The following is a 16,018-nucleotide window of genomic DNA, read 5'->3' as shown; positions in this document are numbered from 1 at the left end:
TAAAATAAACATTGACGTTTTGTTTTGTTCAGTTTTCAAGGAACAACCACTTTGTTTTTTAGCGACTTTTATATTTTACCACTAACCAATGCCAATGTCAACAACTTTTTATTTTCGTTGTCGTCTATTTAATTGGTCAACGAATAATAATATACCATCTCTAGTTTCATTATGCAATAGTTTTTTTGCTTTTTTTCAAGATAAATTGATAGAAGGCAAGTAGATTTTATATAAAAATTACAACAGCGGTGAAGTACTGCCCGTATCGGCAAGTGCTCACCGCTGCTTTCATTCATCCGCTTATTAAAAAAGGCGTTACAATTAGTCCCTGTTTTTCATCAGCGGGAAGAGAAGAACGTCACGGATGGATGGAGAGTTGGTCAACAGCATGATCAGACGGTCAACACCGATGCCGAGCCCGCCTGTAGGAGGCATGCCATATTCCAAGGCTTCCAGAAAGTCTTCATCCATTTGATGGGCTTCATCATTTCCCTGCTCGCGTTCTTTCAACTGGTTAAGAAAACGCTCGCGCTGGTCAATCGGGTCATTTAATTCCGTGAATGCATTCGCATGTTCGCGTCCGACAATAAAGAGCTCAAATCGGTCTGTGAAACGCGGGTCTTTTTCATTTTTTCTGGCAAGCGGGGAAATTTCCACCGGATGGCCGTATATGAATGTCGGCTGGATCAGTTTTTCTTCAACCCTTTGTTCAAAGAATTCATTTACAATATGGCCGTATTCCATATGTTCTGTAATCTCAACATGATGTTCTTTAGCAAGCTTTCTTGCTTCTTCTGTACTTGTTACATTCCAGAAATCCACACCAGTAAATTCTTTTATCGCGTCTACCATATGCAGGCGGCGCCAATCCGGCTCAAGATTTACTTCGTATTCCCCGTATTGGATTACCGTGGTGCCTAAAACTTCTTTTGCAGTATGGGCAATCAGGTTCTCTGTAAGGCGCATAATATCGTTAAAATCAGCGTAAGCTTCATATAACTCAAGCATCGTAAACTCGGGATTATGGCGGGTATCAATCCCTTCATTGCGGAATACACGTCCGATTTCATATACTTTTTCCAACCCGCCGACGATCAAACGTTTTAGATGGAGTTCAATCGCTATCCGCATATACAGTTCTATATCGAGCGCATTATGGTGCGTGATAAACGGGCGTGCTGCTGCGCCGCCGGCAATCGCGTGCATCATTGGCGTTTCCACCTCAAGATAGCCGGTCTTGTCCAAATAATTGCGGATGGACTGGACAATGCGGCTTCTCGTAATAAACGTATTCTTGCTTTCTTCGTTCATGATCAGGTCAAGGTAACGCTGGCGGTAGCGCTGTTCAACATCCCTTAAGCCATGATATTTGTCAGGAAGAGGGCGCAGGGCTTTCGTTAAGATCGTAAATTCTTTTACTTTAACGGAAAGTTCCCCAACTTTTGTGCGGAATACCGTCCCTCTTAAACCGACAATATCACCAAGGTCGGCACTTTTAAACAATTCGTACTGTTCTTCACCGACGGCGTCCTGGCGAATATAGAACTGGATTTGGCCTTTTAAATCCTGAATATGCGCAAAACCGGCTCTTCCTTTTCTCCGCTTGGTCATAATCCGGCCGGCAATGGCTACCGGGATTTCTTTTTCCTCCAGCTCTTCTTCCGTACATTCGCCGTACTTGTGGTGGAGTTCCGCTGAATTTGCGGTTCTTTCAAAGCGCTTGCCAAACGGGTCGATGCCTTTTTCACGGAGCGCCTCCATTTTTTCTTTCCGGACTAAAAACTGTTCATTTACATTCTCGCCACTCATATAAATCGTTCCTCCAGTCTTTTAAAAGCATTGGCCAAGTTATGTTGCAACTATATAAAAAGGAAGACTGCACTTCCCCGTATTGATATCAAACTCACTATGAAACATACCATTTGTCGCCCAACATTAGCCATTATAGCCGTTTACCTCTATTATTGTACACAATCTTTACGATTCAGACATCATTTAAATCCGTTTTTTCCCATATGTACGATTCCTATGGCTGATCCAAACAGCCAATTTCTTCTAACGGGATATCGAGCAGTGATGAAATCTCTTTTAGAAGTGTTTCCGTTGGCATTCGTGTTCCTCTCTCCACTTCTCCTAAAATGGATACAGATATGCCAAGTTCGCGTGCAAAGCTTTCCTGCGTATACCCTTTTAATTTTCGAAAAGCACGGATACGTCTTCCCCATTTATCTGTCTCCATAACCGAACTCCTTCTTTATCCGAAAGATCGTTCCACATTTGCATCAAAGGGATCTTCTTCACCGGATGAACCAGCCCGGGCTCCAGTTCCAGAAGCGGGACCAATACAAATGCCCTTTCATGCATTCTGGGGTGTGGCAAAACGAGTTTCTCTGTTTTCATATTTTCATGATTATACAATAAAATGTCAAGATCGATTGTTCGCGGTCCCCAATGAATTTTTCTTTCTCTCCCAAGCTGCTGCTCGATCGAAAGGCAGGTTTCAAGCAGTTCAAGAGCAGTAAAAACCGTTTTGATTCTTACCGCCATATTCAAAAAATTACCTTGCTCCGTATAGCCGACCGGATCCGTTTCATAAATCGATGAAACCTTATCAAGTTCAATGCCGGGGGTGCTTTGCAGGGCTTTGACCGCATTTTGTAAATAAGTTAAGCGCGGTTCAATATTGGAACCCAGTGATAAATAGGCGATATGGTTCATTGCACTCTTCTCCTCGTCATTTCGACTGCAACAGAACGGTAGTGGCCCGGAATAGGAGGATCCGGCTTGGTAATATTTACTGTAATCTCCATTACTTTTAGAAACGTATCGAGAACGGCGGCTGCCAGTTTTTCGGCGACGGTTTCAATTAAGCAGCAGGGTTCCCCTTCCACAATCCTTTTTGCCATTTGATAAACTTCCGCATAATTCACTGTTTCATGCAAATCATCCGTCGTGCCGGCTTTTTTCAAATCCAGCTGAAGCTCCATCGATACCCGGAAACGCTGGCCCAGTTTTGTTTCCTCCGCCAGTACACCGTGATAGCCGTAAAATTCCATATCTTTAATGATAATCTTGTCCATTTGTTTCCCCTTTACCAATGAATACATCCATCATTTTAACCATTCTGCTGATTTCCTTTACATCATGTACGCGAACCAATTGGCAGCCTTTCGTGATCCCGTAGCAAATTGCAGCCCCTGTTCCTTCCATGCGCTCATCGACCGGCAGTCCGAGCGTGTGCCCAATCATCCTTTTTCTTGAAGGAGCGAGCAGCACCGGATACCCGAGTGCAACCAAACGATCCAGATTCCGCATCATTTCAACATCTTCCTTTAACCCCTTTGCAAAGCCGATCCCCGGATCCAGAATGATCTGGTCATCACCAACGCCGGCTTTTTTGGCAATATTGATGCTTTCATACAGGTCATACAAAGCGTCACGCATAAAATTCTGATAGTCCTGTTGCTCGCGGTTATGCATTAAAATAATCGGGACATGGCGCTTAGCGGCAACCGCTGCAATTTCAGGATCGCGCTTGGCCCCCCATACATCATTGATAATGTGCGCCCCTGCCGTAATCGCTTCGTCTGCCGTTCTGGCTTTATAAGTATCAATCGATAGCGGGGCGTCAACCTTGCCTGCAATCGCTCTAATGACAGGCAGGATTCTCTCCAGTTCTTTTTCTGCAGAGATCGGTTGATGTCCGGGCCTTGTCGACTCCCCGCCGATATCAATGATATCTGCACCGTCTTCCACCATTTGAAAGGCGTGCGTAACTGCTGCATCCTGCTTAAAAAAATTCCCACCATCTGAAAAGGAATCCGGCGTGACATTCAGAATTCCCATTACATATGTCTTTTTATCAAAATCCAACACAAACCGTCCGCACTTCAAAATGACTCTCCCCTTTGTCAACGCTTGTCAATATGTATAGTCTACCATAATTTACGCTGCAAAATAAAAAACCGCGATATCCAACGAAAAAAGACAATCACTTTAAACATGATTGCCTTCTTCCATTTATCTATGAAAATGTCATTCCGGATTAATCTTCAAATTGGAATAAAGTTGTACTCAAGTAACGTTCACCGTTGTCCGGAACAATGGCAAGCACTTTTTTGCCCTTACCCAGTTTTTTTGCAACTTCCAGCGCCGCAAAAATAGCAGCACCTGATGAAATTCCGCCGAGGATTCCTTCTTCTTTCCCGGCTCTTCTCACTGCTTCGAATGCTTCCTCTGTTTTTACGCGAATAATTTCATCGTAAATATTTTTGTCCAGTGTTTCCGGGACAAAATTTGTTCCGATCCCCTGAATTTTATGCGGGCCCGGTCTTCCTTCCGACAATAGCGGTGAGTCATCCGGTTCGACTGCATATATTTTAATATCCGGATAAGCTTCTTTTAGTGCCTGTCCTGCACCTGTAATCGTACCGCCAGTGCCGACGCCGGCTACAAACGCATCCAGCTGGTCTCCCATTTGTTCCACGATTTCCTTACCGGTTGTTAAACGATGGATTTCAGGGTTGGAAGGGTTTTGGAATTGCTGTGGCATATAGTATCCATTTTCCTTCACAAGTTCTTCCGCTTTGTTTACCGCGCCTTTAATCCCTTCTGATCCCGGTGTTAAGACAAGTTTTGCACCGTATGCACGCAGCAGGCTGCGGCGTTCCATGCTCATGGTTTCAGGCATGACAATAATCGCTTTATAGCCTTTTACAGCTGCGATCATAGCCAGGCCGATACCTGTGTTCCCGCTTGTTGGTTCAACGATTGTATCTCCCGGTTTCAAGCGGCCTTTTTTTTCGGCATCTTCAATCATCGAAAGTGCGATACGATCTTTTACGCTGCTCCCCGGATTGAAATATTCCAGTTTCAAATAAACATCTGCAGAATTTTCATCTGTTAAACGATTCACTTTTACTACCGGTGTATTGCCTACTAATTCAGCGATTGAGTTAACTAAACGTGCCAAAATGTTCACCTCATATTTCCGAGTATTTTTATTGGTTTAATATTTAAAAATTAACACCATTTTCCTAATATGTCAAGTAGAAAACTCTGAAAAATGGGATCTTTTTCCTATAAAAAGCGGGCAACCGCCTCCGCTTTTCTTTGTCCAGCTGCGGCTCCTATCGGCCAGCGGATTTCTTTTTACCCTTTTGCTTGTTGGAGCAGGGTTTCGAGGTCTTGGCGGGTATAGTGGTATTTTTCTCTGCAGAAGTGGCAGACCGCTTCGGCTTGGCCATCTTCTTCGATCATGTCACGGAGTTCTTCTTTGCCCAGGCTGATCATGGCAGAGGCGAACCTTTCTTTTGAGCAGGTACATTCAAAACGGACCGGGATAGTTTCCAGCACGTTAACGTTGTCTTTGCCAAGCAGGCTTTCCAGGATTTCTTCCGGTTTTAATCCTTGCCGTATTAAAGACGAAATTGGCGGTGTGTCCGAAATTCGTTTTTCAAGGGCAGTGACGATTTCTTCATCTGTGCCTGGCATCAGCTGAATGATAAACCCGCCTGACGCTAAAATCGTATTATCCGGATTCACGAGCACCCCGACCCCGACAGCAGACGGAACCTGCTCAGAAGTAGCAAAATAATACGTGAAGTCCTCTCCTAATTCTCCGGAAACAATGGGCACCTGCCCGGAAAAGTTTTCACGGAGGCCGAGATCCTTCACAACGGTTAGCGTCCCATTTGTTCCGACTGCGCGGCGGACATCCAGTTTCCCCTGCTCATTTAAATCAAAATGGGTCTGCGGATTTGTCACGTATCCCCGTACATCACCGTGTGCGTCGGCATCGACAATAATAGCGCCGATCGGACCCCCGCCTTCTACTTTAATTGTAATTTTCTCATCACCTTTTAACATCGCGCCCATCATAGCACCTGCTGTCAGCGTTCTCCCAAGTGCAGCTGATGCTGTCGGCCATGTATAATGCCTGCGCTGTGCTTCGCCCACTGTTTCGGTTGTTTCAGCGGCATATGCCCTTATTTGGCCGTCATATGCCAAAGCTTTGATTAAATAATCTGTCAAAGAAAATCCTCCTTTTACTCCTGTATGTTCCGTTTATAAATCAAATACAAGCCTTTTAAAGTTAAAAACTGATCTACAATATCAATGCTTTTTGATTCCTTTGCAATCAATGGAGCATGGCCTCCCGTCGCAATGACAACCGGATCTTTTTTACTTTTTGCTTTCATGCGCGAGACAATACCTTCAACTTGTCCGACATTGCCGAAAACAATCCCCGCCTGCATGGCGCTAACGGTATTGCGTCCGATAACATCATCCGTACTGGCAATTTCAATTCTCGGCAGTTTCGCAGCCTTTGAGTACAGTGCTTCCGCTGAAATGCCGATACCAGGTGCAATCGCTCCTCCCATATATTGCTTATCTTCGTTAATATAGCAGTATGTGGTGGCGGTGCCAAAGTCGACAATAATTAACGGGCTGCCGTATTCATGTATGCCTGCAACAGCATTCACGATTCTGTCCGCACCAACCTCCCGCGGGTTATCGTATTTTATATCAAGGCCTGTTTTGATCCCGGGCCCGACAATTAGCGGGGTTACATGGAAGTATTTGCTGCACATTCTCTCCAGTGCATACATAATCGGCGGGACAACGGAAGAAATGATAATCCCGCTAATATCCTTGAAATCAATCCCTACATGGCCGAATAACGCTTTAAATGACATGCCGTATTCATCATCCGTTTTATCGCGTACCGTTTGGATGCGCCAATGGTATTTCAAATCATTTTTATCATAAACACCTAAAACAATATTTGTATTCCCCACATCAATCACAAGTAACATATGCTCACCACTCTATTTTATCTATAGATTTGATTATGCAACCATCATACCATAATATCCGGCGTTTATAGAATCCCTTGCAATCGGCTGCTTTCGGAGCAGCTGGCATGCAGAACATGCCCTATCAACCGGGAAATACCGCCTGCTCCCGTTCCTCATCCGGTAAAAAAGCACCGCCTTTTACATTCAGACGGTGCCTTTTTTTATCCAGGGCCTCTTTCAAACCCGTTTCATTTTTCATTTATAGTTTTTCATCATCATCCGGTGTTTTTGTCGGGCCTAATTTACCCGGCCGTGTTTCAATCGGCTTCGCAGGATCCGAATCATTCCCGTCTGCCGGATTCACCTCTTTTATCCCTTCCTGCTTTGGCTGGAGGTTTACACGCGGCTCTGTTCCTGTCGGGTATGCAGAACCCTGGTCCGGAACAGGTTTTTCCGGCAATGTCCCATGATCAAAGAGGTGCCTGATTTGCTTGGCATCCAGTGTTTCCACTTGCAATAATGTTTTCGCAATTAATTCAAGCTTATCCCGGTTTTCCAATAAAATTTGTCTTGCACGTTCGTAGCAGGCTTTCATAATGCTCTGCATTTCTGTATCAATTTCAAACGCAATTTTATCAGAGTAATTCTGGTCATTATTAATGTCCCTGCCGAGGAATACCTGGCCGCCCTGCGACTGGCCAAACTGCAATGGGCCAAGCTTGTCGCTCATCCCGAATTCAGTTACCATTCTTCTTGCAATGCCGGTCGCACGTTCAAAGTCATTGGAAGCCCCTGTGGACACTTCCCCAAAAATAATTTCCTCTGAAACGCGCCCGCCAAGGAGGCCGGTAATTTTATCGAGCAATTCCGGTTTCGTCATAAAATAACGGTCTTCTTTCGGAACCATCATCGCATAACCGCCGGCCTGGCCGCGCGGTACAATGGTTACTTTCTGGACAATCTCAGCTTCATCAAGCACAAGCCCGATAATCGTATGCCCGCTCTCATGGTAAGCCACAATATTGCGTTCTTTTTCGGAAATCACGCGGCTTTTCTTAGCCGGTCCTGCAATCACGCGGTCCGTTGCTTCATCAATATCACTCATATCGATTTTTTTCTTGGAAGCCCTTGCCGCAATCAGTGCAGCTTCGTTCAGCAGATTTTCCAAATCCGCACCGGAGAACCCGGGGGTACGATGGGCGATTGCCTTTAAATCAACCGTACTGTCGAGCGGTTTATTCCGTGCATGAACACGGAGCACGGCTTCACGTCCGTTCACATCCGGACGGTCTACCGTAATCTGCCTGTCAAACCGGCCGGGACGCAGAAGTGCCGGGTCAAGAATATCCGGACGGTTTGTGGCTGCAATAATGATAATGCCTTCATTTGCACCGAATCCGTCCATTTCAACCAGCAATTGGTTTAAAGTTTGTTCACGTTCATCATGTCCGCCGCCTAATCCCGCGCCGCGCTGGCGTCCGACCGCATCAATTTCATCAATGAAAATGATACAAGGCGCGTTCTTTTTCGCATTTTCAAACAAGTCGCGGACACGGCTTGCACCAACCCCGACAAACATTTCAACGAAATCAGAACCGCTGATGGAGAAGAAAGGAACGCCTGCTTCACCGGCAACAGCTCTTGCCAGCAAAGTTTTACCAGTTCCCGGAGGCCCTACCAGCAAAACACCTTTCGGAATGCGTGCACCCAATTCCGAGAATTTCCGCGGATCTTTCAAAAATTCAACTACTTCAACGAGTTCCTGCTTTTCTTCGTCAGCGCCGGCTACGTCGCGAAAACGGACTTTTTTCTTGTCGTCATTATACAGTTTCGCTTTGCTTTTGCCGAAGTTCATTACCCGGCCGCCGCCGCCCTGCGCCTGATTCATCAGGAAGAAGAACAAAATAAAGATAATCACAAACGGAATAATGGATGTCAGAAATGATACCCAGCCACTCGTTTCTTTTGCCGGCAATACATCCACTTTAGTATTTTGGGCTGCTTTATCAATCCGGTTAAGCATGGCCTGGTCATCCATGACATAAGTGACAAATTGCTTATTATTATCTTTTAACTGTCCGCGGACCTCATAAACGCCCCGCGTAGGCTGGGTTGAAAAGCTTTTAACCTTGCCTTCGTCCAAATAAGAAACAAATTTGTCATATGATATACTCTCCGTCGTTTCACTGCTATTATTAAAATAGCTGACGATTCCAATCAGTACTATAAATAATAATACATAAAAGATTGTATTTCTGAAAATACGATTCATTCCTTACCTCCTCCCACGGTCTTAAAAAGCTATATTCAATAGTACTATAGTAAATTTTAATTTAACAATAATTTGCATTGGCTTTCACCATTTTTTACAGCGACCGTCTTCATTTTGCATTTCCATAAATCGTCCAATGCCATGTTCACACCATTACGCTTAAATATCGGCGCTTTCTTCCGGATGGCTGTACACCTCAGGTTTTAAGACGCCGATATAGGGAAGGTTGCGGTACTTCTCTGCATAATCCAAACCGTATCCCACCACAAACGCATCCGGGACATTAAAGCCGACATAATCTGCCTGGATATCCGCTTTGCGGCCGGTTGGTTTGTCGAGCAGCGTTACAATTTTGATTGATTTTGCTTTACGGTAACGGAAAAGATCGACCAAATAACTCAGGGTCATTCCGCTGTCGATAATATCTTCAATGATTAACACATCACGGCCCTCAACGGATGTATCCAGGTCTTTTAAAATCTTTACTTCCCCGGAAGATACGGTTGAATTGCCATAACTAGATACATCCATAAAATCCATTTCCAAATATGTATCTATATGTTTGACAAGATCCGCCATGAACATCATGGCTCCCTTCAGTACGCCGATTGCCAGCGGAAACCTGCTATCATAATCTTTCGTCAGCTGCTCTCCTAAATCCTTTACTTTTTGCTGGACTTCCTCTTCCGAAATTAATATTTTCTCGATATCATGCTTCATCGTGCGACTGCCCCCTAGAAGATGTTTGCTTGCAATATTGCAAAATATAGTAGGTCTCATCAGGTAAAACATCAATTGGTTCATATCTTGATTTTTTTAGATTCGGAAGCCATAAAATTTTCCCGCTGGAATCTGTCACAACTGGCCATGAATCTCTTTCCGGCTTTGGAATTTTTTCATCAATAAATATATCTTTTACCTTTTTTGAACCATTTAATCCTTTTGCTTCAATTCTGTCCCCCGGTTTTCGATTGCGGACAATCAGAGGGAGAGAAATGTCGTTTATGTGTAATAATAGCATATTCTCAGGCCTGTATGAATATGATATTTCCTTTTTTTTAAGTTTGATCCTATCCTGATTCGGCAGGCGGATCTCCATTCCCTCATATAAAAGATATTGATATGAAGTAGAGCGGGGAGGTAATTGAAACGTGAACACGCAGCGTTCATAATTTCTTAGCACTTTTAATCCCCCCGGCAAATCAAGTCGGCCTGACGGATGCCTGCTGTAGAATAAATTGAAAATGGCCTCGGTATGTATTGCAGTTAGTTCTGTTACATTTTGATTGTAAAGATATTTTAATATTAGATGAATCCCCCTTCTTTGTAAAGGTAAAGGTGCCCGTTTAAAGGCAGGGAGATCCACAAGATAATCACGGCCGGTAGTATCAAGCGATTCCTCCAGGTGTTTTTGCGACAGGCTCTCCAGAAAAGCCTCATCTTCCAGCAGTTCTTCGCTAAATCTTTGAAAATGCTTGTGGGCATGCGGGTTTTCTTTTTTTAAAAATGGCAATATAACAGACCGGAACCGGTTTCTTGTGTAATCCAAAGAATAATTGCTTGCATCAATCCTCGGATGAAGCTGGTAATGGAGGCAGTATTCTTCAATTTCCTTTTTGGTTGTACCTAGAAGCGGGCGGATAATTTCACCAGTATAAAATGGACGCCGAAAAGGGATGCCTGCCCTGCCTTTTTCGCTTGTTCCCCTCGTCAGGCGCATGAGGATGGTTTCAATTTGGTCATCACCATGATGGCCGAAGACAACTTTATTGGCACCAGTCTCAGCCAAGACGTCTTTCAAAAAGCCATATCGGTATTTCCGCGCTGTTTCTTCAAGTCCCAGGCCTGAAGAAGCGGCTTTTTCCGGAATCGGAATCCGTTTTGCCCGGTATTCAATATGTAAATGATTACAAATCCTTTCAACATACATCATGTCTTCGTAAGATTCTTTCCCTCTAATCATGTGGTCGAGATGGGCTGCTGTAATTTTGATCTTGAAGGACTTGCTTTGTGCTTTCAAAAAATGGAGTAAAGCGAGCGAATCCGGCCCTCCGGAAACGGCTGCAATCAAGTGGTCGCCTTCCGATATTAATTGGTGTTTTTTAATAAAATCAGACACATTTGCCTCAAATGGCAGCATTTTATACCTTTCCTTTGTTCAATTTACAAAACTTATTTTACCATGTGTTCCAATAAAATTCTAAAGATATCCGCAAGCTGCTGTTTTTCGGATGTTCCGGGCAGCGCCTGTCTTATTAAAGCAATTGTTCATATATATATAAAAAGTATAACATAGACACGATCACAATGAATGTTATTGTTGTGATTAATCTTTTAGTTTTTTTAAACCGCCTTATTTTTAATCTTGACTGAGGTTTTCCTCCCTTTCTATCTGCTTGTACGGTTTCTGCCCGTGATTGCGGTCGGCCCGCCAGCAAATCAAGCAGCGCCCGCCTCATTTCCTGTGCAGATTGGTACTTTCCCTTTAAGGCATTGATTAAAACAGGTTCATATTTTTTTAGTTCTGCACTTTGATGGATGGCCGTCTTCAACTGCAGTTCGCTGTCAGCTTTTTTTGAAAACCGCTGCGGATAAGCCAGGTTCACCATAATCATCGCAGCGGCAAACAAATCATAGCTTGGTTCCGCCTTTCTTGATCCCATTCCCCAATAACCCCTGTCGAAAAACTCCGTGAATTCTTTAATGGATCTTCCTAATCTCGTCATTCCGCCAACATCAATACAGCGGATGCGAACCGGGGAACCGGTTACGATAATATTCTCAGGTTTTAAATCGCCGAACACCCAGCCTTCTTCGTGTATCCGTTGCAAATCCCTTAAAAGCTGAAGGATCAATATCCCCGCCCATGAGAAATCTTTTTGGGCAATAAAGGAAAGCAGGCCGGTGCCTTTGATATACTCCATCGCATAAAATGGAACCATTCCGTTTCCTGTTTCCCAGTCATCCACATCCAATAAAGAAGGCCCGAGGGAAGAACCCTGGACCTTGGCGAATGTTTTGAGCACATTTACCTCTGAAGTCACCGATTCCGTGCTGCTGCTTAATTTTAACGCAGCCGGACCCCCGGATGTTTCAGCGAGGTAGACAACGCCATTTGCGCCGCTTCCCAGTTTTTTTATGACCTTGTAATGCTGCTTGTGCCACTTTCCTATGATCCAAGTGCCAGGGGAAATATTAGATAGATTCTTCAAAGTACTGTTCGTCATCACGCGATAACAATCCTCTTCGTGAATTTTTTTTGCGGAAATAATGGATTGCCTCATTCAAGGCCGGCCCTGTCGGTGTGATTCCGCCCACTTGCAGCTTTGGAAAAATACTCGTCAAGGATTCCAATTTTGGCGTCCACTCAAGCAGCCGCTCCACCTCTTTCTTTTTCCCGGGAAATACAAAAACAGAAAATTGATTATTTCCCATTCTTGCATTCAAACTCAGCGATAAATCAAGCAATGCCTCCTTTACAGTTGGAAGTTTATGTTTCATGCTCGCACTTGTATCGACTAATATCAGGATTTCCAGATCCACTGTTTCCCCCAGCTCATCGACCACCTCCAGTACATCGCCGCGCTTTTCCGGCGGCAAAGCTTCTATTGATGCCGAATCTCCCAGTATTTGTTTTAATTCCCGGTTAACGACGCCTTGAAGTGTTTGTGTCATTGCTTTTCTTGTGACCATTTGGACAGTTTGCGATAAAATTTTTGTGTACACGATCTGGCTGACGCCGCCGCCCGATAGTGCAATTTCATTGATTTCCTGCATGCCTTTTTCATCGATCACATCATGTTCCATGACACCAATCACGTTAACGGTAATGCCTTGTTCCTTTGCTAATGCAGCAATCGCCGCCGGATCCCCCCCTTGGTTTGAACATCCGTCCGTAATCAATAAAATTTGTTTTAACGTTCCTGGTTTCATTCCATTTCCTCCTTCGCCCATGATGGCAGGTTTGTTTTTACCATCATCGACAAATGGGAAGAAATCTATACGGCAGCAGGGCGCCTCCGCTTTTCTTTGTCCGGCTGCGGGCGCTATCGGCTCGGGTCAACTGTTCCTTCCCCATTGAAGTCAAAGGGCGGACTTCATTGGGGACGGCCCATTTGCCTGTCGCCGATGGGCTAGCGCCCTCCGCTTTTCTTATTACGATATGAGTTTTTTTCCTTTGTTTACTGGGATGGCGGCCCATTTTGGGGTGTTGTGTTTGATTTTTGCGACGACGACTGTCATGTCATCTTCTATTAGGCCTGATCTTGTCCGGATCACTTCCTCAATCAGCAGATCCGCGATTTCCTGCGGGTTTTCCGTCTCGATCTCCTTAATTTTCCGTTTCATCCACACTTCATGATTTTCCACATATTTCGGTCCTTCAAAAATGCCGTCACTCATCATAATCAGCAGGTCGCCCGCTTTTAATTGCTGGGAGACGACATCGACATCAAATTCCTTGATCATCCCCATCGGCAGATTTCCCGATTCCACTTTAATGATTTTATTTCCCCGTTTAATAAAACTTGGTGTCGATCCGATTTTCAAAAACTTGCTGCTTGCATCCTGCAGGTCAATCATGGCGAGATCCAATGTTGAAAAGACTTCTTCCTGCGTCCGCAATGAAAGAATTGAATTGACTGATTTAATTGCGATCTTTTCTTCAATCCCGGAGTGCAGTATTTGCTGCAGCAGACGGAGCGTTTCATTACTCTCATAATGGGCCCGCTCCCCATTCCCCATGCCGTCGCTGATGGCAATCGCATATTTTCGCGTTCCGAGCTCAATCATTGAATAACTGTCCCCGGAAATAAAACCTCCCCCTTTTGCAGCGGTGGCTACACCCGTTTCCACCACATACGCCTTTGCTGACCGGAACGTCACATATCCAAGCCCGCCGGAATACGTACTGAAGTCTTCTTTTTGGACCACAATGGTTTCTTCTAAGATATCAGACAGCATCGGGGCAATGATTTTTTCGCACTCCCCGTATCCGCTGTACTGCGGCAGCGTAATATCAATATCAATATTGCCTTCCTCAAGGCTGTAAATCTCAACCTGGTCAATATCAAGGCCAAAGTCCTGCAGCGCCTCCAAAATCATTTCCTCCTGTTTTTGGTGGTTTTCCCGCTCGCGCTGGATTTCTTTTGCAAAATCCCCCATCACTTCAGAGACGCCCTGCAGCTGCTCAGCCACCAGTTTGCGGCTTTCTTTAATCATTTGCTTTAATTTCTGATTCGCCTGGTAGAATGACAGTTCCTGCAAGATTGCATCTTCTACTTTTTTCGCTTTCACACAATGTTTATCCAGTTCGCGGTGGGCACTGCGGGAAACGTTCCCGCCCCCCTCATCCATGTCTTTCATCGTCATTTTCATTAAATCATATGTCTGTTCAAAATTTTTGGCCCAGCACTTGTCCTTCCGGTAGCAGGTTTGGCATGTTTTTTCTGTGACGTTGCTGAAAAAGTAATCCAGTTCCCGCTCGTTGTCTTCCTCTTCTTTCGAATGGTCATACTGCGCGAAACTCGTGGAGAGCGCCTGGAAAACAGATGAAAACTGCTCAACGCGGTGGACGGTCACATCGCGGACTTTCCGCAAATACTGCTGCTGTTCCTTTGCATATTCAGCCGTGCCCGGGATATACTTGGCCATTTTTTGAGTCAGGCGCCGCGGGGTCAGAAACAAAAGCAGAATACTGATACAGGATTCATACATCGTTTCGCTCAGCGGCGTGTTCGTTTCCCCATACATGCCGATCAAGAGTGTCGCAATTAATAAACCGACTGCCGCACCGGCGCGTTTTCCCTCTTTTAGTAAGCCGCATAACAGCCCTGAGAAGGCAAGCAGACTCATTTGATAAAAGCTGGTGACATTGGCAAGGCTGAAGATCAGGCCTGTCACAACACCGACTGTCGAACCCACAGTTGCCCCGGCGGCAAAGGCAAACAAGAGGACCAGGTATCTTGATAATATATGCTCAATGGAAAGGCCGTGAAGAGACCAGCCAATTGTTCCTGTCAGCACTGAAGCGAGCACAATAATCAGGCTGACAACTTCCTCTGTTTTTAATGATTTTTTCCGTTTCGTTTGTGATAAAATGGGAATGCTCTGCATAAATATCATGGTAAGGATGAAAGTTAAACAGGCTTCCACGCCGGCCATCAGGCTGTCATAAAGCGACAGGTCAAAGTGCTGCAAATACGTATAAGTGCATCTTGATAGAAACGAAATCGCAAGAATATAATAGGGCAGCACCCTGACCTCTTCTTTATGGTATTTGCCAAACTGCCTGAAAACCAGTACGAAGAGGATGGTTGACGCAAGTGTATATATGCCGCTCGTAATGGATACGGTTAAACTCCCTGCTGCCAAGCCGAGCAATACAATCGGTGCCTTTTCCCTTTTCATTACATATACAGCAGCAAAGAACGGCAGCGCAAAGGGCATAAAATGCGATAAGATCAGCGCCCTCCCCAGTAAAAACCCGATCACCAGCAGGCTGATGCCTTTTTGTATCAAGATGAATTCGAATTTTTCCTGCAGTTTTTTAAAACCCTTTTTCATTTCCAGCTTCGTCTCCCGAAAATCTACATTGCTTCCCTGCTCATACGTCCCGCGTTCAATTTTCCCTATATTCACTTCTACTCCCCCTATCCATATTGTTAAATGTTATTATAAATGGGACAAGTTCAAAAGTTTGTCAAAATTCCAGGGAGACTTAAAAGAAAAGTTCGACTTTTTATACGGTGAAAGGATATGTTTTTTACAATTTTCTTCAAAAGATAAGTTGACAAACAGACAGCATGCCTTTATTATAGAAGATGTGCTTTTTAGAAATCACGGCGGCGTAGCTCAGCTGGCTAGAGCGTACGGTTCATACCCGTGAGGTCGTGGGTTCGATCCCCTCCGCCGCTACTAATGATAACGAAAAAGGCCGGGCAGATTG

At 44.7% G+C, this 16,018-nt stretch carries 14 protein-coding genes and 1 tRNA gene; 1 reads left to right on the top strand and 14 read right to left on the bottom strand.

All coding sequences use genetic code 11. The features are described from left to right. Window positions 1-321: 321 nt before the first annotated feature. The 14 genes from lysS to spoIIE form a co-directional block, all read right to left on the bottom strand. Window positions 322-1,809, bottom strand: coding sequence for a lysine--tRNA ligase (lysS, locus tag C232_RS0109495; RefSeq protein ID WP_018663718.1), 1,488 nt, complete (start codon window positions 1,807-1,809; stop codon window positions 322-324). 217 nt (window positions 1,810-2,026) lie between these two features. Beyond that, window positions 2,027-2,239 (bottom strand): helix-turn-helix domain-containing protein, encoded by a 213-nt coding sequence (locus C232_RS19395; RefSeq protein ID WP_081622746.1) that lies wholly within the window; start codon window positions 2,237-2,239, stop codon window positions 2,027-2,029. Continuing rightward, window positions 2,191-2,718, bottom strand: coding sequence for a 2-amino-4-hydroxy-6-hydroxymethyldihydropteridine diphosphokinase (gene folK / locus C232_RS0109485; protein ID WP_018663715.1), 528 nt, complete (start codon window positions 2,716-2,718; stop codon window positions 2,191-2,193). The genes C232_RS19395 and folK overlap by 49 nt, the downstream gene beginning before the upstream one ends. Then, window positions 2,715-3,080, bottom strand: coding sequence for a dihydroneopterin aldolase (gene folB / locus C232_RS0109480; protein ID WP_018663713.1), 366 nt, complete (start codon window positions 3,078-3,080; stop codon window positions 2,715-2,717). Before folB ends, folK begins: the two co-directional genes overlap by 4 nt. Continuing rightward, entirely contained in the window at window positions 3,061-3,894 is an 834-nt protein-coding gene (folP, locus tag C232_RS0109475; protein WP_018663712.1) for a dihydropteroate synthase, read from the bottom strand. Before folP ends, folB begins: the two co-directional genes overlap by 20 nt. Before the next feature lie 151 nt (window positions 3,895-4,045). Continuing rightward, on the bottom strand, window positions 4,046-4,972 hold the full coding sequence (gene cysK, locus C232_RS0109470) for a cysteine synthase A (RefSeq protein ID WP_018663710.1): 927 nt from the start codon (window positions 4,970-4,972) through the stop codon (window positions 4,046-4,048). A 179-nt stretch (window positions 4,973-5,151) separates the two neighbouring features. After that, on the bottom strand, window positions 5,152-6,033 hold the full coding sequence (hslO, locus tag C232_RS0109465; RefSeq protein WP_018663708.1) for an Hsp33 family molecular chaperone HslO: 882 nt from the start codon (window positions 6,031-6,033) through the stop codon (window positions 5,152-5,154). Window positions 6,034-6,047: 14 nt separating this feature from the next. Beyond that, entirely contained in the window at window positions 6,048-6,818 is a 771-nt protein-coding gene (locus tag C232_RS0109460) for a type III pantothenate kinase (RefSeq protein ID WP_018663706.1), read from the bottom strand. A gap of 241 nt (window positions 6,819-7,059) precedes the next feature. Beyond that, window positions 7,060-9,072 carry an ATP-dependent zinc metalloprotease FtsH gene (ftsH, locus tag C232_RS0109450; RefSeq protein WP_018663701.1) on the bottom strand — a complete coding sequence of 671 codons (2,013 nt, stop codon included), beginning with the start codon at window positions 9,070-9,072 and terminating at the stop codon, window positions 7,060-7,062. A 159-nt stretch (window positions 9,073-9,231) separates the two neighbouring features. Continuing rightward, window positions 9,232-9,792 (bottom strand): hypoxanthine phosphoribosyltransferase, encoded by a 561-nt coding sequence (gene hpt, locus C232_RS0109445; RefSeq protein ID WP_018663699.1) that lies wholly within the window; start codon window positions 9,790-9,792, stop codon window positions 9,232-9,234. After that, window positions 9,782-11,212, bottom strand: coding sequence for a tRNA lysidine(34) synthetase TilS (tilS, locus tag C232_RS0109440; RefSeq protein WP_018663696.1), 1,431 nt, complete (start codon window positions 11,210-11,212; stop codon window positions 9,782-9,784). The genes hpt and tilS overlap by 11 nt, the downstream gene beginning before the upstream one ends. 115 nt (window positions 11,213-11,327) lie before the next feature. Beyond that, on the bottom strand, window positions 11,328-12,299 hold the full coding sequence (locus C232_RS0109435; RefSeq protein WP_026314551.1) for a protein kinase domain-containing protein: 972 nt from the start codon (window positions 12,297-12,299) through the stop codon (window positions 11,328-11,330). Beyond that, window positions 12,268-13,005 (bottom strand): vWA domain-containing protein, encoded by a 738-nt coding sequence (locus C232_RS0109430; protein ID WP_018663691.1) that lies wholly within the window; start codon window positions 13,003-13,005, stop codon window positions 12,268-12,270. Before C232_RS0109430 ends, C232_RS0109435 begins: the two co-directional genes overlap by 32 nt. Before the next feature lie 222 nt (window positions 13,006-13,227). Beyond that, window positions 13,228-15,711, bottom strand: a complete 2,484-nt coding sequence (gene spoIIE, locus C232_RS0109425; protein WP_018663690.1) for a stage II sporulation protein E — start codon at window positions 15,709-15,711, stop codon at window positions 13,228-13,230. A gap of 202 nt (window positions 15,712-15,913) precedes the next feature. On the opposite strand from spoIIE, the gene C232_RS0109420 reads away from it, so the two are divergent. Next, window positions 15,914-15,987 (top strand) — tRNA-Met (locus tag C232_RS0109420). Window positions 15,988-16,018: the final 31 nt, after the last annotated feature.

This window comes from Heyndrickxia acidiproducens DSM 23148, assembly GCF_000374345.1.
Taxonomy (GTDB): Bacteria; Bacillota; Bacilli; order Bacillales; family Bacillaceae_C; genus Weizmannia; species Weizmannia acidiproducens.
This window is presented reverse-complemented; position numbering and strand designations above follow the sequence as displayed.

Bases quoted from the DNA above. Each gene is read 5' to 3' on its own strand.
- C232_RS0109435 (WP_026314551.1), bottom strand. From the start codon at position 12,299: ATGACGAACAGTACTTTGAAGAATCTATCTAATATTTCCCCTGGCACT.
- hpt (WP_018663699.1), bottom strand. From the start codon at position 9,792: ATGAAGCATGATATCGAGAAAATATTAATTTCGGAAGAGGAAGTCCAG.
- lysS (WP_018663718.1), bottom strand. From the start codon at position 1,809: ATGAGTGGCGAGAATGTAAATGAACAGTTTTTAGTCCGGAAAGAAAAA.
- C232_RS19395 (WP_081622746.1), bottom strand. From the start codon at position 2,239: ATGGAGACAGATAAATGGGGAAGACGTATCCGTGCTTTTCGAAAATTA.
- folB (WP_018663713.1), bottom strand. From the start codon at position 3,080: ATGGACAAGATTATCATTAAAGATATGGAATTTTACGGCTATCACGGT.
- C232_RS0109430 (WP_018663691.1), bottom strand. From the start codon at position 13,005: ATGAAACCAGGAACGTTAAAACAAATTTTATTGATTACGGACGGATGT.
- folK (WP_018663715.1), bottom strand. From the start codon at position 2,718: ATGAACCATATCGCCTATTTATCACTGGGTTCCAATATTGAACCGCGC.
- C232_RS0109460 (WP_018663706.1), bottom strand. From the start codon at position 6,818: ATGTTACTTGTGATTGATGTGGGGAATACAAATATTGTTTTAGGTGTT.
- ftsH (WP_018663701.1), bottom strand. From the start codon at position 9,072: ATGAATCGTATTTTCAGAAATACAATCTTTTATGTATTATTATTTATA.
- tilS (WP_018663696.1), bottom strand. From the start codon at position 11,212: ATGCTGCCATTTGAGGCAAATGTGTCTGATTTTATTAAAAAACACCAA.